This window comes from Pseudomonas sp. RIT-PI-a (genome assembly GCF_001187875.1).
Taxonomy (GTDB): Bacteria; Pseudomonadota; Gammaproteobacteria; order Pseudomonadales; family Pseudomonadaceae; genus Aquipseudomonas; species Aquipseudomonas coleopterorum.
Genome location: NZ_LGIR01000031.1, coordinates 59,037 through 84,407, shown reverse-complemented (window position 1 = coordinate 84,407; position 25,371 = coordinate 59,037). Strand labels below are relative to the sequence as shown.

Here is a 25,371-nt window from a genome sequence, read left to right as displayed (position 1 = left end):
CATGGACCGTGTGCGAAATCTTCTGGAACAGATCCAGAGCCGCCTCGATGAGCTGAACAAGGCCGAACGCAAGGTGGCCGAGATCATTCTGCTCAATCCGCAGCAGGCAACCCGCTTCAGTATTGCCGCCCTGGCGCAAGCCGCCAAGGTCAGCGAGCCGACGGTGAACCGCTTCTGTCGCTCCTTCGGCGTCAGTGGCTACCCCGAGCTCAAGCTGCAACTGGCGCAGAGCCTGGCCAGCGGCGCGGCTTATGTCAGTCGCGCGGTGGAAGCCGACGACGATCCTGCAGCCTACACCCAGAAGATTTTCGGCAGCGCCATTGCCTCGTTGGACAGCGCCTGCCAGCAACTCGATCCGGCCTTGGTCAGCCGCGCCGTGGACATGCTGATCCAGGCGCGGCAGATCCATTTCTTCGGCCTCGGCGCATCGGCGCCGGTGGCGCTCGATGCGCAGCACAAGTTCTTCCGCTTCAACTTGGCGGTGTCGGCACATGCCGATGTCCTCATGCAGCGAATGCTGGCCTCGGTGGCCCACACCGGTGAGCTGTTCGTGATCATTTCCTACACTGGGCGCACCCGCGAACTGGTGGAAGTGGCTCGCCTGGCGCGGGAAAACGGCGCCTCGGTGCTGGGCCTGACCGCCGCGGGCTCGCCCCTGGCCAAGGCCAGCAGTGTCAGTCTGAACATACCCCTGCCAGAAGACACGGATATTTACATGCCGATGACCTCGCGCATCGTGCAACTGACCGTGCTCGATGTGCTGGCCACGGGCATGACGCTACGACGCGGCGTGGATTTCCAACCGCACCTGAGGAAGATCAAGGAAAGCCTGAATGTCAGCCGCTATCCGGCAGGAGATGGGCTGGACTGAATACGGATATGCAGGAGCGGCCAGTGGCCGCGAAAAGTGCGCTGCGGTGAAGCAGATGGACTGTGCCCTGGCTTTCGCGGCCGATGACCGCTCCTACGGTGAGCCCGTCACCGGGTAAAAAAACGGGCGACCGAAGTCACCCGTAAAGAGCACACCACAAATCAGAACTTGGACTGAATCTTCAGGCCGGCCACCAGTGCATCGTCCACCTGATTCACGCCGCCCGGGTGCTTGATGTACTGCACGTTGGGCCGCACGGTCAGCCAGTTGGTGACGTGGAACCCGTAGTAGATCTCGGCGTTGTATTCGGTGTCTTGGATCGGCAGGTAGGTGGGGTTGTCGTAGTCGTCGACATTGTTCAGATCGTTGACCAGGCGACGATTCTTGCGCACGTCGTCGTTGACGTGGATACGGGCGATGCCCACGCCGATGTCGTCCTTGGGCCGCGCGTCGAAGGGCCCCATGTAGGTCAGGCCGATCTGCTGGTAGTTGTCGACGAAGTTGGTGTCCTTGTCGTGCACGGTGGCGTTGGCGAAGATGCTCAGACCACGGGCAGCGCTGCCGTTATGGCTGGTCAACTGCTGCTGTGCCACGATCCAGGCGCCATGCTTGCTGCTGTGGGACTTGTAACTGGCGCCGGACACGGCGGCTGCCTGGCCATTGCCGTCCTCATAGACGTCGTCGGCCTTGGCCGTGCTGTAGTAATAGCCCAGACGGTACTCGCCTGGCAGATCGTTGAGCTTGGGCGTCCACACCAGTTCGACCGGCAGGATCATGCCTTTGGTGCCGCTACCGCTGAGCTTGAAGCCGTTGCCGGTTTCCAGGTACGAAGGGTTCTGCTCGAACACACCCACCTGCGCGTACACTTCCGGCGTGATGTTGTACTTGATGCGCAAGGCCCACTGGCTGACCGGCCAGTTGTACCAGATGTTGCCCACCCAGTTGCCGACCTGCGAACCGCAGAAGGCCAGGTTCTGGAAGTCGCACGGGAAGCTGTTGAATTCCTCGCCCGGACCAAATCGACCGATCTTGACGTTGAGCTTGTTGTCGAAATAGCCCTGCTTGTACCACATCTGCGTCAGCCGCCAGGTCTGCCCCCTGCCCCAGACTTCCTGGGAGGAACTCAAGGTCCCGGCACGCGGATCGCCGATCCGGTCGTTGGAAATGTTGCGACCGCTACGTTCGGTAATGGCCAGCTTGAACTCGGCGTCGTTCCAGCCCAGGATCTTTTCCAGGTCCATCTTCACGCCCAGGGCGAACTGGTCGCTGTAGCGTGCGGTGGTGTCGTCGTTGTAGCCACCGTTCAGGTTGCTACCAACCTCCCCCACATACTCCAGCGAAAAATCGTACCCCTTTTCCAGTAACTCGGTACGCGCTCCACCCCAATCGCCGGTCATCCACGGCGACTCTTCGGTGAAGGCGCCGGCGGCGTGTACGCTACCGGCCAGACTCAAGGCGCCAAGCATCGACAATTGGCCGATCAGTCTGGGTTTGTTGATAAGTCTGCTGTTCATCCCTCTTCCTCTTTTATTGTTATTGACGTGTTGTACAGTCTTGCCAATGACAGGCGACAGGCCGCCTGCCGGTGTCGCTATTCAGCGTCCTTTGAACTGGGTCACGTTGCCCAAGGGTGCAGCATCTTCCACGGAGCGCATTGTGCCGAGACGCTCGCCACTGGCCGCGTCGAAAAGCAGGACCTTGCTCGGGTCCAGCAACAGGTTCAGCGTCGCACCTGGCATCGGTGCATCATCCGGCGCCAGTCGGCAGCAGACCTTGGTCTGGTTCACCGTGACGAAGACCAGGGTGTCCGGCCCGGTCGGCTCGGTGATCTGTACTTCGGCGCGCAACACCGGCAACCCCGTGGTCTGTTCGCTCGCCAGGGCGATCTGCTCGGGACGAATACCGAGGATGATCTCGCGATCTTCCAGCCCTGCGTCGGTGATACCCAGCGGTAGCTCGCAGCGCGCCTGGCCGCTGTCGAGCAACGCCACCAGACGGCCGTCCTGACGCGTCAGGCGCAGAGGGATGAAGTTCATCGGCGGCGAGCCAATGAAGCTGGCCACGAACAGGTTGGCCGGATCGTTGTAGATCTGTTGTGGCGTGCCGAACTGCTGGATGATCCCATCCTTCATGACTGCCACCTTATCGCCCAGGGTCATGGCCTCGATCTGGTCGTGGGTCACGTAGACCGTGGTGGTTTTCAGGCGCTGGTGCATCAGTTTCATTTCAGTGCGCATCTCGACGCGCAGTTTGGCGTCGAGGTTGGACAGCGGTTCGTCGAACAGATAAATCTTCGGCCGACGCGCCAGGGCACGGCCCATCGCCACACGCTGTTGCTGACCACCGGAGAGCTGACCCGGTTTGCGGTTGAGCAGGTGTTCGATCTGCAGCAGCTTGGCCACGCGCGCGACTTCTTCATCGATCGCCGACTGCGGCATCTTGCGGATTTTCAAGCCAAATTCGATGTTCTCGCGCACGCTCATGGTCGGGTACAGCGCGTAGGACTGGAACACCATGGCGATGTCACGATCCTTCGGGCTCATGCCACTGACGTCCTGATCACCAATCATGATCGCGCCGCCGGTGATGCTTTCCAGACCGGCGATGCAGTTCATCAGGGTCGACTTGCCGCACCCCGACGGGCCGACGAGGATCAGGAACTCCCCGTCCTTGATCGACAGTTCGATGTTCTTCAGCGTGTCCGGCAGGCCGGGACCGTAGGTCTTGTTGACGTTGCGAAGTTCGAGCGTAGCCATGATTACCCCTTGACTGCGCCGGCTGTCAGCCCGCGCACGAAATACTTGCCTGCGACCACATAGACCAGCAGGGTCGGCAAACCGGCGATCATCGCCGCCGCCATGTCCACGTTGTATTCCTTGGCGCCGGTGCTGGTGTTGACCAGGTTGTTCAGCGCCACCGTGATCGGTTGCGAATCACCGCTGGAGAACACCACACCGAACAGGAAGTCGTTCCAGATCTGGGTGAATTGCCAGATCAGGCACACCATGATGATCGGCGTCGACATCGGTAGAATGATGCGGCGGAAAATCGTGAAGAAACCCGCGCCGTCCAGACGTGCGGCTTTAACCAGCGCGTCGGGAATGCTCACGTAGTAGTTACGGAAAAACAGCGTGGTGAACGCCAGACCGTAAACCACGTGGATAAGCACCAGGCCGGTGGTAGTGCTCGCCAGCCCGATCTTGCCGAGCGTGAACGAGGCCGGCAGCAGCACCGTCTGGAACGGCAGGAAGCAGCCGAACAACAGCAGACCGAAGAACAACTGCGAACCGCGGAAGCGCCACATCGACAGCACGTAGCCGTTCAGTGCCCCGATGGCGGTAGAGATGATCACGGCCGGTACGGTGATCTTGATCGAGTTCCAGAAGTAACCGTCAACCGTGGCCCAGGCCTTGACCCAGCCGATGCCGCTGACCACGGTCGGCCAGCTCAGCAGGTTGCCGGTGCTGATGTCTTCCGGAGTCTTGAAGCTGGTCAGCAACATGACCACCAGCGGCACCAGATAAAGCAATACGGCGAGGATCAGCACTGCATAGATCGCGATGCGACTCAGGCTGATGGCGGGTTTGGCTGCGAGATCAGTCATTGCGCTTGGTCCTCAGCTCGGAATACAGGTAAGGCACGATGATCGCGAGGATCGCACCGAGCATCAGAATCGCACTGGCCGAGCCCATGCCCATCTGGCCGCGACTGAAGGTGAAGGAATACATGAACATCGCCGGCAGGTCGGAGGAATAACCCGGACCACCAGCGGTCATCGCCGCGACCAGGTCGAAACTCTTGATCGCGATGTGCGCCAGAATCATCACCGCACTGAAGAACACCGGACGCAGACTGGGCAGCACCACTTTCCAGTAGATCGTCGGCATGCTCGCGCCATCGATCTGCGCGGCACGAATGATCGATTGATCGACACCACGCAGGCCAGCGAGGAACATCGCCATGATAAAGCCCGAGGCTTGCCAAACCGCCGCGATCACAAGGCAGTAGACCACGCGATCGGGGTCGATCAGCCAGTCGAGACGGAAGCCTTCCCAACCCCAGTCACGCAGCAATTTGTCCAGGCCCATGCCTGGGTTGAGCAGCCATTTCCACGCGGTACCGGTGACGATCATCGACAGTGCCATCGGGTACAGGTAAATGGTGCGGATAAAGCCTTCGCGACGGATACGCTGGTCAAGGAACACCGCCAGCAACACACCGATCACCAGCGTGATGCCGATGAACATGCCACCGAACACGGCGAGGTTCTTGCTCGCGACCCACCAGCGGTCGTTGTCGAACAAGCGCGCATACTGCGCAAGGCCCGCCCACTTGTAGGTCGGCAGGAACGTCGACGTGGTGAACGACAGCACGAACGTCCACAGGATGTAGCCATAGAAGCCCACCAGTACGATGAACATGCTCGGCGCCAGCACCAGTTTTGGCAGCCAGCGTTGCAATGCATCGAACGGCGAGGCTTTGCTGAACGCAGCAACAGAGCTCATGGGGAAATCCATCGAGAAAGAAAAGGGCAGCTACGAGCTACAAGTTTCAAGCTGCAAGATAAGCAGGGCAGTGCTCTGACTTGCAGCTTGAAACTTGCCGCTACGGCTTATTTGGAAGACTTGACCGCTGCGCCAAGTTTCTTGGCAGTGTCGGCCGGGTCGGCTTTTGGGTCGTTGATGTAGTTGGTCACGACATCGAAGAACGCGCCTTGCACGGCCAGCGTGGTCGCCATGTTGTGCGCCATGCTCGGTTGCAGGCCGCCGGACTTGGCGTCCGCCAGGAAGTCCTTGGCAGCGGTCTGTGCGCAGGAATCGAAACCCAGTTGCTCCATGTTGTTCAACATGTCGTTGCGAACCGGGATCGAGCCTTTGTTGATGCTGAAGACTTTCTGGAAGTTCTCACCCAGCACGACTTTGGCGATGTCCTGCTGACCGGCCGCAGTGCCTGCGTCCTTCTGCTTGAACACGGCCAGCGAGTCGATGTTGTAGGTGAACGCTTTGTCGGTGCCCGGGAAGGCCACGCACTCGTAGTCCTTGCCAGCGACTTTCTTGGCGGCGGTCCATTCGGACTTGGCCCAGTCACCCATGATCTGCATGCCGGCCTTGCCGTTGATGACTTTGGCCGCTTCCAGGTTCCAGTCCTGACCTTTGCCGTCGGCGTCCATGTAGGTCGCGACTTTCTTCAGCTCGGTCAGCGCCTTGACCATTTCCGGGCCAGTCAGCGCGGCGTTGTCCAGGTCGACCATGGCCTTTTTGTAACCATCGACACCCATGACCGAAAGCACTACCGCTTCGAACACGGTGCTGTCCTGCCAAGGCTGACCACCATGGGCCAGAGGGATGAAACCCGCAGCCTTGAGCTTGTCGCCCGCGGCGTAGAATTCTTCGAGGGTGGTCGGGTTCTTGGTGATACCGGCTTTCTTGAACACTTCCGGGTTGATCCACAGCCAGTTCACGCGGTGAATATTCACCGGCACGGCGACGTAATCACCGTCGTACTTCACGGTATCGGAGACTTTCTTGTCGAGCAGACTGTCCCACTTTTCCGACTTGGCGACGTCTTTCAGCACGTCGGTGTCGAGCAGGCCGGTCGACGCCCATTCCTGGATGTCGGGGCCTTTGATCTGGGCTACACCAGGCGGGTTACCGGCCACGGCGCGGCTCTTGAGCACGGTCATGGCAGTCGAACCGCCGCCACCGGCTACAGCCCCGTCTTTCCAGGTGAAGCCATCTTTCTCGACCTGCGCCTTTAGCACGTCGACCGCCGCTTTTTCACCGCCTGACGTCCACCAATGGACCACTTCCACCGAACCTTTGGAATCGGCAGCCATGGCACTGAGCGGGAACAGGGAGGCGACGGAAACGACGAGGGCGAGGCGAGAGAGCTTGTTCATGGGACTTCCTTTTTTGTTGTTATGCAGAGGCAAGTCTGATGCTTGCGTTGCGTGAGAGTGTAAACACCGCCAAGTGGGGTGCAGGTAACGAAGGGATAGGGAAATGTCACAGACTGGTGACATTCATGATCGCCAAGCCAGTTGGTCTGCAGAAACACGCGGACCGCTCACACCGTCTTGCGAGGCAAGACCAATGTCACCCGCAAGCCACCGGCCGGAAGATTCTGCAACGTCACCTCGCCACCGTGGCTATGGGCGATGTTGCGCGCGATGCCCAGTCCCAGCCCATAGCCCTGCTGGGTGCCGGCCAGACGAAAGTGCGGTTCGAAGACCTTCTGCAACCGTTGCTCGGGTACACCGGGACCTTCATCGTCGACGTACAGCACGAAGGCCTGCGCATCGTCGTGGATATACAGGTGCGCGCGGTCACCGTACTTCAGGGCGTTGTCGATCAGGTTGCCGATGCAGCGTTTGATGGCCAGCGGCTTGCCGGCGTAGGGTCGGCGCGCCTGGCCTTCCAGAGTTACACGGCCATTGCCGTGCGGCGCCAGATAAGGTTCCACCAGACAGTCGAGGACCTGATCGAGATCGACCCGCTCGATGTTCTCGTGGATGTCGGTGTCTTTCACGCATTGCAGTGCGCCCTTGACCAGCAATTCCAGCTCGTCCAGGTCGCGGCCGAACTTGGCCTCCAGGGTGGGATCGTCGAGCAGTTCGACGCGCAGCCGCAAGCGGGTGATGGGCGTGCGCAAGTCATGGGAGATGGCGCTGAACAGCTGGCTGCGTTCGGTCAGGTAGCGGCTGATGCGCTCGCGCATGGCATTCAGCGCCCGCGCCACTTCCACCACTTCGCTGCCGCCTCCTTCCATGGGCGGCTGGTTGTTGACCTCGCCCAACGACAACTCCCGTGCGGCGCGAGCCAGACGTTTGAGAGGGCGACTCTGCCAGTGCACCAGCACGCCGATGAACAGCAACAGGAAACCGCTGGTGAGGGCGATGAACCAGATCTGCTGGGCCGGCAGTCCCTCTTCTTCCAGGGTGGTGTAGGGTTCGGGCAACAGTGAAGCGATGTACAGCCATTCGCTCGGCCCTAGGCGAATCTGGGTGACCAGCACCGGTGGATTCACCGGCTCCAGGGTCAGGGCGTAGTGCGCCCAGGAACGCGGCAGTTCGTCCAGCTTCAGGCCGCTGTTGAAGATGCGCAGATCATCGGGGCTGACGAAGGTCACCGAAATATCCACGTCGCTGCCCAGCTGGGCTCTGAGCACCGCAGACACCGCCTCGATCACCGCGGTCTTGCGTGCGGTCGGTTCGAGCAACTGCATGCCCAGGGGCTTGTCATTGAGCGATACGAAAAAGCGCGTACCGCCCATGCTGCGCAGTTGATCCAGCACCAGCGGCCGATAGGCCAGTGGCAGCGAACGGAAATAGCTGACGCTGGCCGCCATCGAATGCGCCAGGCTGCGCGCGCTGGTGACCAGTCCTTCGAGCTGGGTGGCCCGTAGCTGTGACAGCCAGATCACGCTGGACAACCCCTGCGCCAGCAGCACCGCCAGCAGGGTCAGCAAGAGCATGCGGCCCAACAGCGAGCGTGGTTTAAACAGGCGCAACGTGGGCCGCCAGCAAGTAGCCGCTACCGCGCACCGTGCGGATCAACCGGGGCGGTTTGTCGTTGTCGCGCAGGCGCTGGCGCAGACGGCTGACCGCCATGTCGACGATCCGATCCAGAGGCATCGGCTCGCGCCCGCGGGTGGCGTTGCCGATGGTGTCGCGGTCGAGAATCTGCTGGGGATGATCGAGGAACAGCTTGAGCAGGGCGAAGTCGGCACCGGACAGGAACACCTCCTCGCCATCGGTGTGAAACAACCGGTGGCTCACGGTATCGAGCCGCCACTCGTCGAAGCCGAGCACCTCGCCGCTGCGCTCGCTACGCTCGCTGGCGAACTGGCTGCGCCGCAGCAGCGCCTTGATGCGTGCCTGCAGCTCGCGTGGGCTGAACGGTTTGCCCAGATAGTCATCGGCGCCCAATTCGAGACCGATTACCCGGTCCGCTTCATCGGAGCTGGCCGTCAGCATGATGATCGGCACCTGAGCCATGCGTGGATGCTGGCGGATCCAGCGGCACAGGCTGAAGCCGTCTTCGTCAGGCAGCATGACGTCGAGAATCACCAGGTCGGTGCCGACCTCGGCGCTCAGGGCTTCGCGAAAGCCCGCGCCGTTGGCCGTGGTGCGCACGGCAAAGCCGGCGCGGCTCAGGTAGGTGTCCAGCAGTTCGCGGATTTCCTGATCGTCATCGACCAGCAGGATCGATTTGCCGACAGTGCTCACGTGGGCGTCCTTGTTGTCATTGCCGGGTCGATACGCCCGGCTTTTTTCAAGGGCTGATTAAACGCTCAAGCTTGCGCCTGTTGCAAGGCCACGCCAGCGCCCAGCAGCCCGGAGAACTCGGCCGTGACCACCCACACGGGAATGCCCTTGAAGTAATCGCTCATGCAGCCCTTGTCGGCGAAGCTTTCGGCGAAACCGCTCTGCATGAAGATTTCCAGGAAGCGCGGGATCACGCCGCCGACGATGTACACACCACCGCGACCGCCCACGGTCAGTACATTGTTGCCCGCCACCCGGCCGAGGAAGCGACAGAATTGCTCCAGGGTTTCGCGGGCGACGGGATCGCCGGCCAGACCGGCTTCGGTGACTTGCGCCGGCGAAGCGCAGGACGGCTCGTGACCGTCCACTTCGCACACAGTTTGATACAACCTCAACAAGCCGCCACCGCTCAGAATCGTTTCGGCACTGACGTGACCGATCTGCGCTTCGATGTGCGCCCGCAGCTGAGCTTCGCGGGGGCTGCCGACCGGCAGGTCGACGTGGCCGCCCTCCCCCGGCAGCGCCATCCAGCCGTTGCGCAGGCCGATCAAGGTGCCCACCCCCAGGCCGGTACCCGGACCGATGACCACGGCCGGACGTGCAGGGTCGGCCTCCCCTTCGCACACCAGCTGATACTCGTCGGGCTGCAGGCGGGTCATGCCCAAGGCCATGGCCGTGAAATCGTTGATCAGCAGCAGGTGGCCCACCTGCAGGGTTTGGCAGAACGCCTTGCGGCTCAGGCGCCAATGGCTGTTGGTGAAGCGAAATTCGTCACCGTCCACCGGGCCGGCCACCGCCAGGCACGCGGCGCCGATATCGCCTTTCTGCAGTTTGAGGTCGGCCATGTACACGCCGATCGCGTGCTCGGGGCTGGTGTAGTCCGCCGTCGCGAAGACCCGGACCGAATGCAATGCGTCATTCTCCCAGATGGCGAACCGTGCGTTGGTACCGCCAATATCGCCAATGAGGGCGAGTGTCATCGCAAAATCTCCAACCCCGAAGTGAAGGCACTGGCGCCTTGCTCGGCCGAGCTGAAGGCCTGGCGCATGAACCCGAACAGTTCACGCCCGCAACCTACGCCATTGGCCAAGGTGCCGACCGCCGGGGTGCGGCTGGCCAGCGTCTGGGCATCGACGCGCACCTGCAAGGTACCTTCGACACCGTCGACCCGGATGATATCGCCATCGCGCACCAAGGCCAACGGTCCGCCACTGGCTGCTTCGGGGCTGACATGAATGGCGGCGGGAATCTTGCCGGACGCGCCGGACAGCCGCCCGTCGGTGACCAGCGCGACCTTGAAGCCGCGGTCCTGCAGCACGCCAAGAAATGGCGTCATCTTGTGCAGTTCCGGCATGCCGTTGGAGCGCGGCCCCTGGAAGCGCATGACGGCGACGAAATCCTTTTCCAGTTCGCCGGCCTTGAACGCATCGGCCAGTTCCTGCTGGTCCTGGAACACGCGGCAGGGCGCCTCCACCACCTGATTCTCCAGAGCCACGGCAGACACTTTCATGACGCCACGGCCCAGGTTGCCTTCCATCACGCGCAATCCGCCCTCCGCCGAAAACGGGCGTGCCACCGGGCGCAGAATGCTCTCGTCGAGGCTCGCCACGGGCCCTTCGCGCCAGACCAGACGGCCGTCTTCCAGGAATGGCTCGCGGGTATAGCGGCTCAGACCGTGGCCGGCCACAGTGTTGACATCCTCGTGCAACAGGCCTGCACCGAGCAGCTCGCGAATCAGGAACGCCATGCCGCCAGCGGCCTGGAAATGGTTGATGTCGGCCTTGCCGTTCGGGTAGACGTTGGACAGGGTGGGCACGACCTCGGAAAGGTCGGCCATGTCCTGCCAGGTCAGGATGATGCCTGCTGCCATGGCGATCGCCGGCATGTGCAGGGTGTGGTTGGTCGAACCGCCCGTGGCGTGCAGGGCGACGATCGAATTCACCAGTGACTTTTCATCGACGATGCGACCGATGGGGGTGAACTCGCCATTGGCTTTGGTCAGGCGCGTCACCTGATGAGCCGCTTCATGGGTCAGCGCGTCGCGCAGCGGCGTATTGGGGTTGACGAACGAGGCGCCCGGCAGGTGCAGGCCGAGTACCTCCATGAGCAGCTGATTGGTGTTGGCCGTGCCATAGAAGGTGCAGGTGCCCGGACTGTGGTAGGACTTCATCTCCGATTCGAGCAACTCCTCACGGCTGGCCTTGCCTTCGGCATAGCGCTGCCGGACATCGGCCTTTTCCTTGTTGGAAATGCCCGACGGCATTGGTCCGCCGGGGACGAAGATCATGGGCAGATGGCCAAAGCGCAGGGCTCCCATCATCAAGCCCGGCACGATCTTGTCGCAGATGCCGAGCATCAGCGCACCGTCGAACATGTTGTGCGACAGCGCCACGGCTGTGGACAGTGCAATGGTCTCGCGGCTGGCCAGGCTCAGTTCCATGCCGGGCTCGCCCTGGGTCACACCATCACACATGGCCGGCACGCCGCCGGCGAACTGGCCGACCGAGCCGATTTCACGCAGGGCCTGCTTGAGCTGTTCGGGGTAGGTTTCGTAAGGCTGATGCGCCGAGAGCATGTCGTTATATGACGAAACAATTGCGATGTTGGTCGCGTTCATCATGCGCAGTTGGTGCTTGTCTTCGCTGCCGCACCCCGCTACTCCATGGGCAAAGTTCGCACACTGCAGCTTGCCCCGCATGGGGCCGTCGCTGGCAGCGCTGTCGATCAGTTGCAGGTAGTGCTCGCGGGTAGCTTGGCTACGCGCGATCAGCCGTTGGGTGACCTCAAGGACGCGGGGATGCATGTGAAGAACTCCAGGCTTTTGGGGGCGACCTCTGCAACACTCTGTCCGAACTACGACCTGTGCCAGGGCTCAAAGCCCTGCAGGCAGAATCGATGTGAAGGAAGGGTTGTACCGGTCACTCGTTGTAGATAGAACAAAATATTGCCACTAAAAAGGCTTGTTTTCTATTTCTATGCGAATAATCTTGTAATTCCAACAACAAAACAGATTACGTGACCTGCTTGCCCGGACCTGATCCAAGGGGAATCACCCAATCTGATTACAGGAATCACTCATGACCATTCGCATAGCAATCAACGGTTTTGGCCGCATCGGCCGCAACGTCCTGCGGGCACTCTATACCCAAGGCTACCGCCAGGACCTGCAAGTCGTCGCCATCAACGACCTGGGCGACAGCGCGATCAACGCCCACCTGCTCAAGTACGACACGGTGCATGGCACCTTCGACGGCACGGTGGAGCACGACAAGGAAGGCCTGACGGTCAATGGCGATCGCATCTCGGTGAGCGCCATCCGCAACCCGGCCGAGCTGCCGTGGAAGGCCGAGAACATCGACGTGGTGTTCGAATGCACCGGCCTGTTCACCGACCGCGAGAAGGCCGCGGCGCACCTGACCGCCGGCGCGCGCAAGGTGATCATCTCGGCCCCGGCCAAGGGCGCCGACGCCACGGTGGTCTATGGCGTCAACCATGAAGTGCTGCGCCAGTCCCACGAGGTGATCTCCAACGCCTCGTGCACCACCAACTGCCTGGCGCCGGTTGCCCAGGTACTGCACCGCGAGCTGGGCATCGAGCAGGGTCTGATGACCACGATCCATGCCTACACCAACGACCAGAACCTGATCGACGTGTACCACAGCGACCCCTACCGCGCGCGCTCGGCCACCCAGTCGATGATCCCCAGCAAGACCGGTGCTGCCGAGGCAGTAGGCCTGGTGCTGCCCGAACTTGCCGGCAAACTGACCGGCATGGCGGTACGCGTCCCGGTGATCAACGTATCGCTGGTCGACCTGACCCTGAACCTGTCGCGCGAAGTCAGCCGTGACGAAATCAACGCGCTGATGCAGGCGGCCGCCGAGCAGTCCAAGGTGCTGGGTTACAACACCCTGCCGCTGGTTTCGACCGACTTCAACCACAACCCGCTGTCGTCGATCTTCGATGCCAACCACACCAAGGTCAACGGCAAGCTGGTCAAGGTCATGGCCTGGTACGACAACGAGTGGGGCTTCTCGAACCGCATGCTGGACAACTGCCTGGCGCTGATCAACGCCAAGTAAGGCCCCATAGCGGCTGGATGCGGTTGATGCCGTCTCCAGCCGCGATACCTCCTGCAAAGATCGCGACTTGACTAGATGAGCAGATGAGAAGCATTATCATCTGCTGCTTTCCGGTCGGGCACTTCCGTGAGTCAATCACGCTTCAATTCCGTTTTCCTCTCCCAACGCTTGAGTCTGCTGCGCACCCTTCAGCGCATGGTACGCAACCCCAGCACCGCCGAAGACCTGCTTCAGGAAACCTACCTGAGGGTCAACCGTGCCCTGGGCGAGCGCCCCATCGAGCACCTCGAACCTTTCGTGTTCCAGACAGCGCGCAATCTGGCACTGGATTATCTGCGCTCACGGCGGGTGCAGGAGCGGACCATGGTCGAAGATGTGCCCCTCGACGTGCTACAAAGCATTGCAGCAGTGAGCAGTACTCCAGATGAGGCGGCTCATGCCGAGCGCCTGCTGGCCAGGCTGACCCTGAGCCTTGGCCGACTGACGCCGCGCCAGCAGCGCATTTTCATATTGAGCCGAGTGCATGGCAGCAGTTATGTAGAGATTGCCCAGGAGCTGGACGTCTCGGCAAGCACCGTACAGAAGGAATTGAAATTGATCATGGCGATCTGCATCGGCGTCGCACAGCGCCTGGAGCAACACTCGTGAACCGGCAGCATTCACCAGAACAGGCGCCATTGACGCCCGTCATGGAGCAAGCCATCGATTGGCTGATCGTTCAGCCCTGCGCCGACCCCGCCGAGCAGAGGGCATTCGAGACCTGGCTGCTGGCCGACCCCGAACATGCCGCTGCGTTCGAGCAAGCCCGCGCCGTGTGGCACGGGGCGCCGGTGCAGGACGCCGCCATGGCCCTGCAAACGCAGCGCCGAACGCCGGCGTGGCGGCGGCATTGGAAACCTCTCGCCACAGCCGCGATGCTGGTGGTCGGTGTACTCAATTTCACCCAGCTGCCGCTGCGCGTACAGGCCGCTCATCTGACCCAGGTCGGCGAACGCCAGCACCTGGAACTGGAGGACGGCTCCAAGGTGCTGCTCAACACCGATTCGGCCTTTTCCAGCCGAATCGACACCCGCCAACGCAACGCGCGCCTGTACGAAGGCGAAGCGTTTTTCGAGGTGCCGCCCAGCCGCCAACAACCGTTTCAGGTGCGAGCCGGCCCGGTGCGTGCCGATGTGCTCGACAGCGCCTTCGCCGTGAGCTACCACGATGGCCAGGCGCAAGTGCGAGTGCAGCGCGGCAACGTCGACCTCAGCGCCAGCCATGACGAGAAGGTCCGCCTGAACGCCGGCGACAGTATCCGCATCGGCCCCAAGGGGTTCGGCACGCGCGAGCGGCTTGATCCCCAGAAGGATCTGGCCTGGGTCCAGGGCCGGCTGATCTTCGAGAACTGCCCCATGGGCGAGGTGCTCGCCGAACTTCGACGCTATTACCCAGGGTGGATCATCAATACCGACAAGAAACTCGAGCAGGTGGCGGTGACCGGCAATTACCGCCTGGACAATCCACTCGATGTGGTTCGCTCGTTGGCCCAGGTAACGTCGGCGCAGGTGCGGGAGTTTCCGGCACTGGTCATCCTGAACTGACAGACACGTCAGTGCCATGAACCAACACCCTGCATAACCCGCATAATTATTTTTACGCTGTAGCGCTTCCCCATCCGTCTAGTCATAGCCAATGCAACTGATTCGCATTCGAATCAGTGACACTATAACGACACATGACAGGGAGCGCTTTCGATGTCCACAGGTTTCACTCGTCCAACGTTCCACCACTCGGTGCTCGCCGCCGCCCTGCTGCTGGCCGCCCTGCCTGCCGTGGGCAATGCAGCGGAGCCGACACTGAGCAGCGCCCGCAACAGTGTCAGTCACTCCTTCAGCATCGCCCAGCAACCGCTGACGTCGGCCTTGAACGGCTTCAGCTCCACGACGGGATGGCAGGTCGGACTGCCCGCCGAGCTCGCTCGGGACGTTGTCTCACCCGGCGCACGTGGCAACCTGACGCCGGAACAGGCACTGGATCGCCTGCTCGCGGGCACATCGCTGCGCTACCGGAAAATCAGCGCCAACAATGTCGTGCTCGAGCGCAGTCCGACGGGTGCCGTGATCGCCCTGCAACAGGTGACCGTCAGTGCCACCCGCCAGGAACAGAGCGCCGACAGCGTACCGAGCACGGTCAGCGTGCAGGGCCGCACGCAGCTGGACCGCGACAACGTCAACACGATTCAGGATGTGGTGCGCTACGAACCGGGCGTCTCAGCGGGCGGCACCGGCCTGCGCAGTGGCATCACCGGCTACAACATTCGCGGCATCGATGGCGACCGCATCCTCACCCAGGTCGATGGCGTCGAAGTGCCGGACAGCTTCTTCAACGGCCCCTATGCACAGACCGAGCGCAACTACGTCGACCCGGAAATCGTCAAGCGCGTGGAAATCCTGCGCGGGCCGGCGTCGTCGCTGTACGGCAGCAGCGCCATCGGTGGGGTGGTCAGCTATTACACCCTGGACCCGGAAGACATCATCAAGCCGGGCAAGGACATCGGCGCGCGCCTGAAGACCGGCTACAGCTCGGCAGACGAGAGCTGGCTGAACTCGGCCACCGTGGCCGGCCGTACGGGTGACTTCGACGCCTTGCTGCATTTGAGCCAGCGCAACGGGCATGAAACCGAGTCCCACGGTGATCACGACACCACTGGCCTGAGCCGCACCGCGGCCGACCCCAAGGATGTGCGCTCCACCAACGTTCTGGCCAAGCTGGGCTGGAACTATGCCGACGATGCTCGACTCGGGCTCACCTATGAAAAGTACAAGGACGACCGCGACGTCGACCTGAAAAGCGCCTATGGCGGCCCGTACGTCAATGGCAGGCCGATGAATTTCTATCGATCGCGCGGGGGCAATGACACGATCACCCGCGAGCGCTTCGGCTTGAATCACGACTTCGGCCTGGACAGCGTCGTGGCCGATCACATCAAGTGGAGCCTGAACTACCAGATCGCCAAGACCGACCAGCACACCGAGGAACACTATGTCGTTCCGCGCGCACGCGATGTGCTGCGAACGCGTGACACCCTGTACAAAGAGCGCCAGTGGGTGTTCGACCTGCAACTGGACAAGGCCTTTCAGGTGGGACAAACCGATCACCTGCTGACCTACGGCACGAACATCCGCCAGCAGAAGGTCACCGGCTCGCGCAGCGGCTACGGGACCTGCCTGACCGTGATGGGCAGCTGCCGAGCCATCGGCGCCGACAGTTCGACCGATCGCCTGGTCAAGTCCAGCGACTTCCCCGACCCGACCATCAACACCTACAGCCTGTTCGCCCAGGACGAGATTCGCTGGAACCAGTGGACCTTTCTGCCCAGCGCGCGCTATGACTACACCCAGCTCAAGCCCCGCCTGACCGATGAATTCCTGCGCACGGTCAACCCCACAGGTGAATACACCGTGACCGACAGCGAACGGAACTGGCACCGGTTGTCGCCCAAGCTGGGCGTGACCTACGACTTCGATGACCACTACACCTGGTATGGACAGTATGCCGAAGGCTTCCGCACGCCCTCGGCCAAGGCGCTGTACGGCAGCTTCGAAAACCTGGGCGCAGGCTATACCGTTCAGCCGAATCCGGACCTGGATCCAGAGAAAAGCAGAAGCTATGAAACCGGTCTGCGCGGCAAATTCGAAGCAGGCACCTTCGACATTGCGGTGTTCTACAACCAGTATCGCGATTTCATCAATGAGGATGCGGTCACCCCCGGGGCGACGTCCACAGTGTTCCAGAGCAACAACATCAAGCACGCCACCATCAAGGGCGTCGAGCTCAAGGGCCGCTTGAACCTGGACAGCTTCGGTGCACCGCAAGGTCTCTACAGCCAGGGCTCCATCGCCTACGCCCATGGCAAGAACGAAGACAACGGCCAACCGATCAACAGCGTCAATCCGCTCAAGGGTGTCTTCGGACTGGGTTACGAGCAGCAGCAGTACGGCGGCCTGCTCAGTTGGACACTGGTCAAGCGGCAGAACCGAGTGGACAGCAGCGCGTTCAAGTCGCCGGACGGCAGCGGCGTGTTCAAAACGCCTGGATTCGGCATCCTCGACCTGTCCGGTTACTACAAGGTCACCGACGACGTCACCGTCAACGCCGGCCTGTACAACCTCACCGACAAGAAATACTGGCTATGGGACGACGTACGCAGTTATGACGGCGTGGGCGAAGCGGCGGTGACATCACCCGCCAACCTCGACCGTCTCACGGCTCCCGGTCGTAATTTCGCGATCAATCTGGTTTGGGACATCTGATAATGGCACTGTAGGGGCAGATAACCGCTGCCCCTGTGGTGGGATTTTTTTACGGTCCGCTGTGAGTTGATTCGTCTCGTCTACACAGCACCGCATTTTTCAAGGAACTCGCAATGACCGTCACCGAGCACACTCAGGACCACGCCCCGCTGCGCTCCGCCCGCTTGCGCGCGATCAGCCAGGCGTTGCACGACAGCCTGGAAAACACCGTGGCCCGCCACGCGCCCTTCGATACGCCAGAAAGCTATGGGCGCTTTCTGCAGATGCAGTACCTGTTCCAGTCGGAGCTGCAGCACCTGTACAACGATCCCGCCCTGATCGCCTTGTTTCCCGACCTGCCCGGGCGCTGCCGCGCAGAGGCGGCCAAGGCCGACCTGATCGATCTGGGCGTGGCCATTCCGCAACCTGTTCCGGGCGCCCTCAGCGAGCCCAGCCTGGCGACGGCGCTGACCTGGATTCGTGTCTCCGAAGGGTCTAAACTCGGCGCCGCTATCCTGATCAAGCGGGCCAACGCCCTGGGCTACACGGAGAGTTTCGGTGCTCGTCATCTGGCCGAACCCGAAGGCGGACGCGGCAAGGGCTGGAAAGCCTTCAACGCAGTCTTCGATGCCCTGCCCTTCAGCCCGAGCGAAGAAGCGGAAGCCGACCAGGCGGCCAACGACGCGTTCGCGCGCTTGCAGGTGCTGCTGCAACACACCTACGCCGATCATCGGGACACGGCGCCGGCTTGAAACCCGACTGTATGGAACTCATGGACAACCCTCGCCCGCTCCCCTCAAAGATGGCCCGCGTGCTTTACGGCCTGCTGGCCTATACCAGCCTGATCATCGGGCTGATCGCGATCGTGGTGCCGGGGTTGCCCACCACCGAGTTCATCCTGCTGGCCGCATGGGCAGCAACCAAAAGCTCGCCGCGGCTCAGTGCCTGGCTGGAAAACCACAAGTTGTTCGGTCCCATGCTGCACAACTGGCGCAATGGCAAGGTGATCACCCGCCGGACCAAGGTCAGCGCCACCGTCAGCATGGTGATCTGCTCGCTGGTGATGTGGTTCACCCTCAAGCAACACTGGCCTGTCTATGCCGCCATCGCGGGCATGGTGTTGGTCAACCTTTGGATCTGGTCGCGACCCGAACGCGTCACTGCCGAGCGCTGACCCACAGCCTCGGCCCTACAGCTTTGAGCCATGGCAAGGCATACTGCCTGCCTCCGCTGTCCAGAATGCACGAAACCCATGCGTATCCACGTCAGCTTCATCGACCGTGTCGGCATCACCCAGGAAGTGCTGGCATTGCTTGGCGCCCGCAATCTCAACCTCGATGCCGTCGAGATGGTCCCACCCAACGTCTACATCGATGCGCCGACGCTCAGCCCGCTGGTCCTGGAAGAGCTGCACGATGCCCTGTTCCGGGTAAAGGGCGTGGAAGACGTGCGTGTGGTCGACATCCTGCCCGGACAGCGCCGGCATCTGCAGCTCGAAGCCCTGCTGGCCGCCATGGCCGATCCAGTGCTGGCGCTGGACAGTGCCGGCAATGTTCTGCTGGCCAACCCGGCCTTGGTCGAGCTGTATGGACGCGAGCCAGCCGGGCAGTCGGTGGCCGATCTGTTCGCCGATCCGGCCCTGCTCGGTTCCCTGTTGGAACAGGGGTTCCGACTGCCACTGCGCGAGGTCAACCTGAATGGTCAGACGCTGCTGCTCGATGCCACACCCATCACCGACGCAGGTGCCTTGCTGACGCTGTACCCGCCCAACCGCATGGGTGAACGGCTGGCCGCCCTGCACCACGACCATGCCGAGGGATTCGACTCGCTGCTGGGTGACTCTGCACCCATTCGTGCGCTGAAAGCTCGGGCGCAGCGCGTCGCGGCCCTGGATGCGCCTTTATTGATCCAGGGCGAAACCGGCACCGGCAAGGAACTGGTGGCACGTGCCTGCCATGCCGTCAGCGCGCGCCACGGGGCGCCGTTCCTGGCCCTCAATTGCGCCGCGCTGCCGGAGAACCTCGCCGAGAGCGAACTGTTCGGCTACGCCCCCGGCGCCTTCACGGGTGCCCAGCGAGGCGGCAAGCCGGGGCTGATGGAGTTGGCCCACCAGGGCACGGTGTTCCTCGATGAAATCGGTGAAATGTCGCCGTACCTGCAAGCCAAGCTGCTGCGTTTTCTCAACGACGGCAGCTTTCGCCGGGTCGGCGGCGACCGCGAGGTCAAGGTCAATGTGCGCATCCTCAGCGCCACCCACCGCAATCTGGAGCAGATGGTCGCTGAAGGGGCGTTTCGGGAAGACTTGTTCTACCGCCTCAATGTGCTCAACCTGAATGTGCCGCCGCTGCGCGAGCGCGGCGAAGACATTCTGTTGCTGGCACGATATTTCATGCAGCAGGCCTGCACGCAGATTCAGCGGCCAATGTGCCGGCTGACGACCAATACCTATCCTGCCTTGCTGGGCAACCACTGGCCGGGCAATGTCCGGCAGTTGCAGAACGTGATCTTTCGCGCCGCTGCCGTCTGCGAGAGCAATACGGTGGATATCGGTGATCTGGATATTGCCGGTACCCGCGTGACCCACCGCAACGACGGTGAGGTGGTCAGCCTGGAGCAGGCGGTGGGTGCCTACGAAAAAGCGCTGTTGGAAAAGCTGTACCCCAGCTACCCGTCGAGCCGCCAATTGGCCAGCCGTCTGCAGACGTCACATACGGCCATTGCCAACCGGTTACGCAAATACGGTATCGGTAGCGCATCCTGACACGTGACATGACCTACACTGTATAGATTTCAATACACCGTACGCAATCCAATACACCCTTGTCTGATGCGCCCTGTAGCAGCGGCGCAAGCCGCGTCTGGGTCCACCGCAGTGTATTCGACAGACCGCGTTGGCCGCCGACGCGGCTTGCGCCGCTGCTACAGGGGTTGTCGCGGGGAATGACCAGGGCGGTGCGTAGCGTTTTCGTTACAGCCACTCTCCTGCTGGACGTGGGTCATCTGCCTGAAGGCCTTGAAGTGTGTGGCTTTGAGAAATCTGGCAACCATCTTGCTACGTAACCGCCATTGCTGAACCCCAAATCATTGCGGAGTTTCCATGAGCGAGTTGCGTTTCACCGTCGAACACGAATGGCTACGCCTCGAAGCCGACGGCAGCGTCACAGTCGGCATCACCCCTTTTGCCCAGAACGCCTTGGGCGATGTCGTGTTCGTGCAGTTGCCCGAACTGGCCCACCACGCGCGCGATTCCGAGGTTTCGGTGCTGGAATCGGTGAAGGCTGCCAGCAGCATCAACATGCCGCTCGATGGCGAGATCGTCGAGGTCAACGCAGCGCTCGATGCCGCCCCGGAACTGGTCAACCAGGACCCCCTGGCACAGGGCTGGTTCTTCCGTTTCATCCCCGATGACCTCGATCAGGTTCACGCCTTGCTCGACCAGCCCGCCTACGACAATCTGATCGCCGCCCAAGGCTGAGGATCGACCATGACTCGCGCCATTGCACTGCACACCGACAACGAATTCATCGCCCGCCACATCGGCCCCGGCCCTGCCGACGAGCAGGCCATGCTCGACTTTCTCGGCTACGAGAACCTGGATGCGCTGAGCGCCAGCGTCATCCCCGAAAGCATCAAGGGCACCAGCGTGCTCGGTCTGTCTGCCGGGCAGAGCGAAGCCGACGCCCTGGCCGCCATCAAGGCCATTGCCCAGCAGAACCAACTGTTCAAGAACTACATCGGTCAGGGCTATTACAACACCCACACGCCAGCGCCGATTCTGCGCAACCTGCTGGAAAACCCTGCGTGGTACACGGCCTACACGCCGTATCAGCCGGAAATTTCCCAGGGCCGCCTGGAAGCGCTGCTGAACTTCCAGACCCTGATCAGCGACCTGACCGGCTTGCCCATCGCCAATGCCTCGCTGCTCGACGAAGCGACCGCGGCTGCCGAAGCCATGACCTTCTGCAAACGCCTGAGCAAGAACAAGAGCAGCCAGCGCTTCTTCGCCTCCAGCCACTGCCACCCGCAGACCCTGGCCGTACTGATCACCCGCGCTGAGCCCTTGGGTATCGAGGTGGTCATCGGCGACGAGCACCAGCTCGCCGACACCGACGGCTTCTTTGGTGCACTGCTGCAGTACCCCGCCAGCAACGGCGACATTTTCGATTACCGCGAACTGGTCGAGCGCTTCCACGCCGGCAACGCTCTGGTGGCTGTGGCCGCAGATCTGCTGGCCTTGACCCTGCTCAGCCCGCCGGGTGAATTCGGTGCCGACGTGGCCATCGGCAGCGCCCAGCGTTTTGGTGTGCCGTTGGGTTTCGGCGGCCCGCATGCGGCGTACTTCTCCACCCGCGACAGCTTCAAACGCGACATGCCAGGCCGTCTGGTCGGCGTGTCCGTGGACCGCCACGGCAAGAGCGCCCTGCGCCTGGCCATGCAGACCCGCGAGCAGCATATCCGCCGCGAGAAGGCCACCAGCAACATCTGCACGGCGCAGGTCCTGCTGGCCAACATCGCCAGCATGTACGCGGTCTACCACGGCCCGGCCGGCCTGATCCAGATCGCTCGGCGCACCCATCAGCTGACCGCCATCCTGGCGCGCGGCCTGACACAACTGGGCGTGCGCGTCGAGCAGCAGCATTTCTTCGACACCCTGACCCTTGCCACCGGCAACGCGACCGAGCGCCTGCATGAGCAGGCCCGTGCCGCGGGAATCAACTTGCGCGAGGTCGATGCCGAGCGCGTGGGTATCTCGCTGGACGAGACCTCCCGCCAGGCCGATGTGGAAGCACTGTTTGCGCTGTTCCACAACGAAAGCACCCAGGTGACCTTCCAGGCCCTGGCCGACGAAGTCACCGATCAACTGCCTGAAGCCCTGCTGCGTCAGTCGGCGATCCTGCAACATCCGGTCTTCAACCGCTATCACTCGGAAACCGAGCTGATGCGCTATCTGCGCCGCCTGGCCGACAAGGACCTGGCCCTGGATCGCACCATGATCCCGCTGGGCTCCTGCACCATGAAGCTCAACGCCGCCAGCGAGATGATCCCGGTGACGTGGGCCGAATTCGGCCAGTTGCACCCTTTCGCACCGGCTGCGCAGAGCCAGGGCTATCAGCTGCTGACCGATGAGCTGGAGAGCATGCTGTGCGCCGCCACCGGTTACGACTCCGTGTCCCTGCAGCCCAACGCCGGTTCCCAGGGTGAGTACGCCGGGCTGCTGGCGATTCGGGCCTATCACCAGAGCCGTGGCGAAGCGCATCGCGACATCTGCCTGATTCCGTCCTCGGCCCATGGCACCAATCCGGCCACGGCGCACATGGCCGGGATGCACGTGGTGGTCACCGCCTGCGACGCGCGCGGCAACGTCGACATCGAAGACCTGCGCGCCAAGGCCATCGAGCACAGCGACAAGCTGGCAGCCCTGATGATCACCTACCCGTCCACCCATGGCGTGTTCGAGGAAGGTATCCGCGAGATCTGCGCGATCATCCATGACCACGGTGGCCAGGTGTACATCGATGGCGCCAACATGAATGCCATGGTGGGCCTGTGCGCGCCGGGCAAGTTCGGCGGCGACGTGTCCCACCTGAACCTGCACAAGACCTTCTGCATTCCCCATGGCGGTGGCGGTCCGGGTGTCGGCCCGATCGGCGTGAAAGCGCACCTGGCTCCGTTCCTGCCCGGCCACGCGGCCCTGGAACGCAAGGAAGGCGCCGTCTGCGCAGCGCCGTTCGGCAGCGCCAGCATCCTGCCGATCACCTGGATGTACATCCGCATGATGGGCGGCGACGGTCTCAAGCGCGCTTCCCAGGTGGCCATCCTCAACGCCAACTACATCGCCCGGCGCCTGGAGCAGCACTACCCGATCCTCTACGCCGGCAGCAACGGCCTGGTGGCCCACGAGTGCATCCTCGACGTGCGTCCGCTCAAGGACAGCAGCGGCATCAGCGTCGATGACGTCGCCAAGCGCCTGATCGACTTCGGCTTCCATGCCCCGACCATGTCGTTCCCGGTGGCGGGCACCCTGATGATCGAGCCGACCGAAAGCGAATCAATGGAAGAACTCGACCGCTTCTGCAACGCCATGATCCAGATCCGCGAAGAAATTCGTGCGGTCGAGGAAGGCCGTCTGGATCGCGACGACAACCCGCTGAAGAATGCGCCGCACACCGCCGCCGAGCTGGTCGGCGAATGGACCCACGCCTACAGTCGTGAACAGGCGGTCTACCCGCTGCCGACGCTGCTGGAAAACAAGTACTGGCCACCCGTTGGCCGGGTCGACAACGTTTTCGGCGACCGCAACCTGGTGTGTGCCTGCCCTTCCATCGAAGCCTATCAGCAAGCGTGATGACGGCGGCGCGCGGCCTTGATTGCCGCGCGCCCTGTTGCGCAAGGAATGACTATGTCCGATACCCCCCTGCAAACAACCCCGCTGCATGCGCTGCACCTGGAACTGGGCGCGCGCATGGTGCCCTTCGCCGGCTACGACATGCCGGTGCAGTACCCACTGGGCGTCATGAAAGAACATCGACACACCCGGGCCCAGGCCGGCCTGTTCGATGTGTCGCACATGGGCCAGATTCGCCTGACCGGCGCCGACGCCGCCAAGGCCCTCGAAACGTTGGTGCCGGTGGACATCATCGACCTGCCGGTGGGCATGCAGCGCTATGCGCTGTTCACCAACGAACAGGGCGGCATTCTCGACGACCTAATGGTGGCGAACCTGGGCAACGACACCTTGATGCTGGTCGTCAACGCTGCCTGCAAGGACCAGGACCTGGCCCACCTGCAACAGCATTTGAGCGGCCGTTGCACGATCGAAGCCCTGTTCGATTCACGTGCGCTGCTGGCGCTTCAGGGTCCGGCGGCGGTCACGGTGCTGGCACGTCTGGCCCCGGAAGTCGCGCAGATGACGTTCATGCAATTCGCCAGCGTCGAGCTGCTCGGCGTGGACTGCTACGTGAGTCGCTCGGGCTACACCGGCGAGGACGGTTTTGAGATTTCCGTGCCAAACGCCCAGGCCGAAGCCCTGGCGCGCGCGCTGTTGGCCGAGCCTGAAGTGGAACCCATTGGCCTGGGCGCACGGGATTCGCTGCGACTCGAAGCAGGCCTGTGTCTGTACGGCCATGACATGGACAGCGATACCTCGCCCATCGAGGCCAGCTTGCTCTGGGCCATTTCCAAAACGCGCCGCGCCGATGGTGCACGTGCCGGGGGCTTCCCGGGTGCAGAGGTCATCTTCGCGCAGCAACGCGAAGGTGTTGCACGCAAGCGCGTCGGCCTGCTGCCTCAGGAACGCACACCCGTACGCGAGGGTGCTCCCATCCTGAATGCCGAAGGCGTTGAAGTCGGTAGCGTCTGCAGTGGCGGTTTCGGCCCGACCCTGGATGCTCCGGTTGCCATGGGCTACGTGGAGGCCAGCGCAGCGGCGCTGGACACTACGCTCAGTGCCATCGTGCGTGGCAAGCCAGTGCCCATGAAAGTTGCCCGGATGCCGTTCGTGCCGCAACGCTATTATCGGGGCTGAGTGCAACCTGGCGCATCGATGCACTCTGGCTAACAGCCGCTTCTGGTAGATAAAAACTATGACGCGAAGCAAAAGCGTCATAGTTCCAACACATCTTATTGCACTGTTTCCGTTGTTCTAACTCAATGACGCCAAGTGTCTGCACCTCGTGCACGAACTTGGGGCAACGCCCCGAACAGGGCCTGAAATGCGGCACAAAAAGGTCTGAACGTGGCGGTTGCGAGGGCTTGTTTTTCGCGCTGAAGTTAGCGTAAAGTTTCTCCACTGTGTTTGCATGGGTCGCTTGGATCGTGACCTGGGCAGTAGCGCTGATGACTGCTACAACCCGTTCGACGTCTCTTAACTTTCCTGCAAAT

At 62.2% G+C, this 25,371-nt stretch carries 20 protein-coding genes; 11 read left to right on the top strand and 9 right to left on the bottom strand.

Translation table 11 applies throughout. The annotated features are described in order from the left end of the window. The first annotated feature begins 10 nt into the window (after positions 1-10). Positions 11-871, top strand: coding sequence for a DNA-binding transcriptional regulator HexR (gene hexR / locus AC788_RS17590; RefSeq protein ID WP_177327977.1), 861 nt, complete (start codon positions 11-13; stop codon positions 869-871). Between the two features lie 161 nt (positions 872-1,032). Here the strand turns inward: hexR and AC788_RS17585 are convergent, their stop codons facing one another. From AC788_RS17585 to edd, 9 genes are all read right to left on the bottom strand, one after another. Beyond that, a complete protein-coding gene (locus tag AC788_RS17585; protein ID WP_376787120.1) occupies positions 1,033-2,337 on the bottom strand; it encodes a carbohydrate porin in 1,305 nt (434 codons plus the stop codon). 129 nt (positions 2,338-2,466) lie between these two features. After that, entirely contained in the window at positions 2,467-3,627 is a 1,161-nt protein-coding gene (locus tag AC788_RS17580) for an ABC transporter ATP-binding protein (RefSeq protein ID WP_049861851.1), read from the bottom strand. A 2-nt stretch (positions 3,628-3,629) separates the two neighbouring features. After that, positions 3,630-4,475 carry a carbohydrate ABC transporter permease gene (locus AC788_RS17575; protein ID WP_049861850.1) on the bottom strand — a complete coding sequence of 282 codons (846 nt, stop codon included), beginning with the start codon at positions 4,473-4,475 and terminating at the stop codon, positions 3,630-3,632. Next, positions 4,468-5,376, bottom strand: coding sequence for a carbohydrate ABC transporter permease (locus AC788_RS17570; protein WP_049861849.1), 909 nt, complete (start codon positions 5,374-5,376; stop codon positions 4,468-4,470). The genes AC788_RS17575 and AC788_RS17570 overlap by 8 nt, the downstream gene beginning before the upstream one ends. A 107-nt stretch (positions 5,377-5,483) precedes the next feature. Beyond that, positions 5,484-6,770 carry an ABC transporter substrate-binding protein gene (locus tag AC788_RS17565; protein ID WP_049861848.1) on the bottom strand — a complete coding sequence of 429 codons (1,287 nt, stop codon included), beginning with the start codon at positions 6,768-6,770 and terminating at the stop codon, positions 5,484-5,486. 167 nt (positions 6,771-6,937) lie between these two features. Further along, positions 6,938-8,344 (bottom strand): ATP-binding protein, encoded by a 1,407-nt coding sequence (locus AC788_RS17560; RefSeq protein WP_082223705.1) that lies wholly within the window; start codon positions 8,342-8,344, stop codon positions 6,938-6,940. 22 nt (positions 8,345-8,366) lie between these two features. Continuing rightward, positions 8,367-9,098 carry a response regulator gene (locus AC788_RS17555; RefSeq protein WP_049861846.1) on the bottom strand — a complete coding sequence of 244 codons (732 nt, stop codon included), beginning with the start codon at positions 9,096-9,098 and terminating at the stop codon, positions 8,367-8,369. 65 nt (positions 9,099-9,163) lie between these two features. Beyond that, positions 9,164-10,117, bottom strand: coding sequence for a glucokinase (locus AC788_RS17550; protein ID WP_049861845.1), 954 nt, complete (start codon positions 10,115-10,117; stop codon positions 9,164-9,166). Then, on the bottom strand, positions 10,114-11,940 hold the full coding sequence (gene edd, locus AC788_RS17545) for a phosphogluconate dehydratase (protein ID WP_049861844.1): 1,827 nt from the start codon (positions 11,938-11,940) through the stop codon (positions 10,114-10,116). Before edd ends, AC788_RS17550 begins: the two co-directional genes overlap by 4 nt. A gap of 274 nt (positions 11,941-12,214) precedes the next feature. On the opposite strand from edd, the gene gap reads away from it, so the two are divergent. The 10 genes from gap (at position 12,215) to gcvT (ending at position 25,015) form a co-directional block, all read left to right on the top strand. Continuing rightward, positions 12,215-13,216, top strand: coding sequence for a type I glyceraldehyde-3-phosphate dehydrogenase (gap, locus tag AC788_RS17540; RefSeq protein WP_049861843.1), 1,002 nt, complete (start codon positions 12,215-12,217; stop codon positions 13,214-13,216). A 126-nt stretch (positions 13,217-13,342) separates the two neighbouring features. Then, positions 13,343-13,864: an RNA polymerase sigma factor gene (locus tag AC788_RS17535; RefSeq protein WP_049861842.1), complete on the top strand. Its 522-nt coding sequence runs from the start codon at positions 13,343-13,345 to the stop codon at positions 13,862-13,864. A 41-nt stretch (positions 13,865-13,905) separates the two neighbouring features. Beyond that, positions 13,906-14,799 (top strand): FecR family protein, encoded by an 894-nt coding sequence (locus tag AC788_RS17530; RefSeq protein WP_049861841.1) that lies wholly within the window; start codon positions 13,906-13,908, stop codon positions 14,797-14,799. Between the two features lie 153 nt (positions 14,800-14,952). Beyond that, positions 14,953-17,511, top strand: a complete 2,559-nt coding sequence (locus AC788_RS17525) for a TonB-dependent receptor (RefSeq protein WP_049861840.1) — start codon at positions 14,953-14,955, stop codon at positions 17,509-17,511. Between the two features lie 113 nt (positions 17,512-17,624). Next, entirely contained in the window at positions 17,625-18,242 is a 618-nt protein-coding gene (locus tag AC788_RS17520; RefSeq protein ID WP_049861839.1) for a biliverdin-producing heme oxygenase, read from the top strand. A 20-nt stretch (positions 18,243-18,262) separates the two neighbouring features. After that, positions 18,263-18,664: a YbaN family protein gene (locus AC788_RS17515; protein WP_090361984.1), complete on the top strand. Its 402-nt coding sequence runs from the start codon at positions 18,263-18,265 to the stop codon at positions 18,662-18,664. A 78-nt stretch (positions 18,665-18,742) separates the two neighbouring features. Next, positions 18,743-20,251, top strand: a complete 1,509-nt coding sequence (locus AC788_RS17510) for a sigma-54-dependent transcriptional regulator (RefSeq protein ID WP_049861837.1) — start codon at positions 18,743-18,745, stop codon at positions 20,249-20,251. Between the two features lie 336 nt (positions 20,252-20,587). Then, a complete protein-coding gene (gcvH, locus tag AC788_RS17505; RefSeq protein ID WP_049861836.1) occupies positions 20,588-20,965 on the top strand; it encodes a glycine cleavage system protein GcvH in 378 nt (125 codons plus the stop codon). 9 nt (positions 20,966-20,974) lie between these two features. Further along, positions 20,975-23,836: an aminomethyl-transferring glycine dehydrogenase gene (gene gcvP, locus AC788_RS17500; protein ID WP_049861835.1), complete on the top strand. Its 2,862-nt coding sequence runs from the start codon at positions 20,975-20,977 to the stop codon at positions 23,834-23,836. A 54-nt stretch (positions 23,837-23,890) separates the two neighbouring features. Then, positions 23,891-25,015 (top strand): glycine cleavage system aminomethyltransferase GcvT, encoded by a 1,125-nt coding sequence (gcvT, locus tag AC788_RS17495; protein WP_049861834.1) that lies wholly within the window; start codon positions 23,891-23,893, stop codon positions 25,013-25,015. Positions 25,016-25,371 lie beyond the last annotated feature (356 nt).

What these genes read in the sequence shown, in the direction of transcription:
- AC788_RS17565 (WP_049861848.1), bottom strand. Translation starts at nt 6,770, where the DNA reads ATGAACAAGCTCTCTCGCCTCGCCCTCGTCGTTTCCGTCGCCTCCCTG.
- AC788_RS17570 (WP_049861849.1), bottom strand. Translation starts at nt 5,376, where the DNA reads ATGAGCTCTGTTGCTGCGTTCAGCAAAGCCTCGCCGTTCGATGCATTG.
- AC788_RS17530 (WP_049861841.1), top strand. Translation starts at nt 13,906, where the DNA reads ATGGAGCAAGCCATCGATTGGCTGATCGTTCAGCCCTGCGCCGACCCC.
- gcvT (WP_049861834.1), top strand. Translation starts at nt 23,891, where the DNA reads ATGTCCGATACCCCCCTGCAAACAACCCCGCTGCATGCGCTGCACCTG.
- gcvP (WP_049861835.1), top strand. Translation starts at nt 20,975, where the DNA reads ATGACTCGCGCCATTGCACTGCACACCGACAACGAATTCATCGCCCGC.
- AC788_RS17550 (WP_049861845.1), bottom strand. Translation starts at nt 10,117, where the DNA reads ATGACACTCGCCCTCATTGGCGATATTGGCGGTACCAACGCACGGTTC.
- AC788_RS17580 (WP_049861851.1), bottom strand. Translation starts at nt 3,627, where the DNA reads ATGGCTACGCTCGAACTTCGCAACGTCAACAAGACCTACGGTCCCGGC.
- AC788_RS17560 (WP_082223705.1), bottom strand. Translation starts at nt 8,344, where the DNA reads ATGCTCTTGCTGACCCTGCTGGCGGTGCTGCTGGCGCAGGGGTTGTCC.
- AC788_RS17525 (WP_049861840.1), top strand. Translation starts at nt 14,953, where the DNA reads ATGTCCACAGGTTTCACTCGTCCAACGTTCCACCACTCGGTGCTCGCC.
- gcvH (WP_049861836.1), top strand. Translation starts at nt 20,588, where the DNA reads ATGAGCGAGTTGCGTTTCACCGTCGAACACGAATGGCTACGCCTCGAA.
- AC788_RS17585 (WP_376787120.1), bottom strand. Translation starts at nt 2,337, where the DNA reads ATGCTTGGCGCCTTGAGTCTGGCCGGTAGCGTACACGCCGCCGGCGCC.
- AC788_RS17520 (WP_049861839.1), top strand. Translation starts at nt 17,625, where the DNA reads ATGACCGTCACCGAGCACACTCAGGACCACGCCCCGCTGCGCTCCGCC.
- edd (WP_049861844.1), bottom strand. Translation starts at nt 11,940, where the DNA reads ATGCATCCCCGCGTCCTTGAGGTCACCCAACGGCTGATCGCGCGTAGC.
- AC788_RS17575 (WP_049861850.1), bottom strand. Translation starts at nt 4,475, where the DNA reads ATGACTGATCTCGCAGCCAAACCCGCCATCAGCCTGAGTCGCATCGCG.
- gap (WP_049861843.1), top strand. Translation starts at nt 12,215, where the DNA reads ATGACCATTCGCATAGCAATCAACGGTTTTGGCCGCATCGGCCGCAAC.
- AC788_RS17510 (WP_049861837.1), top strand. Translation starts at nt 18,743, where the DNA reads ATGCGTATCCACGTCAGCTTCATCGACCGTGTCGGCATCACCCAGGAA.
- AC788_RS17515 (WP_090361984.1), top strand. Translation starts at nt 18,263, where the DNA reads ATGGACAACCCTCGCCCGCTCCCCTCAAAGATGGCCCGCGTGCTTTAC.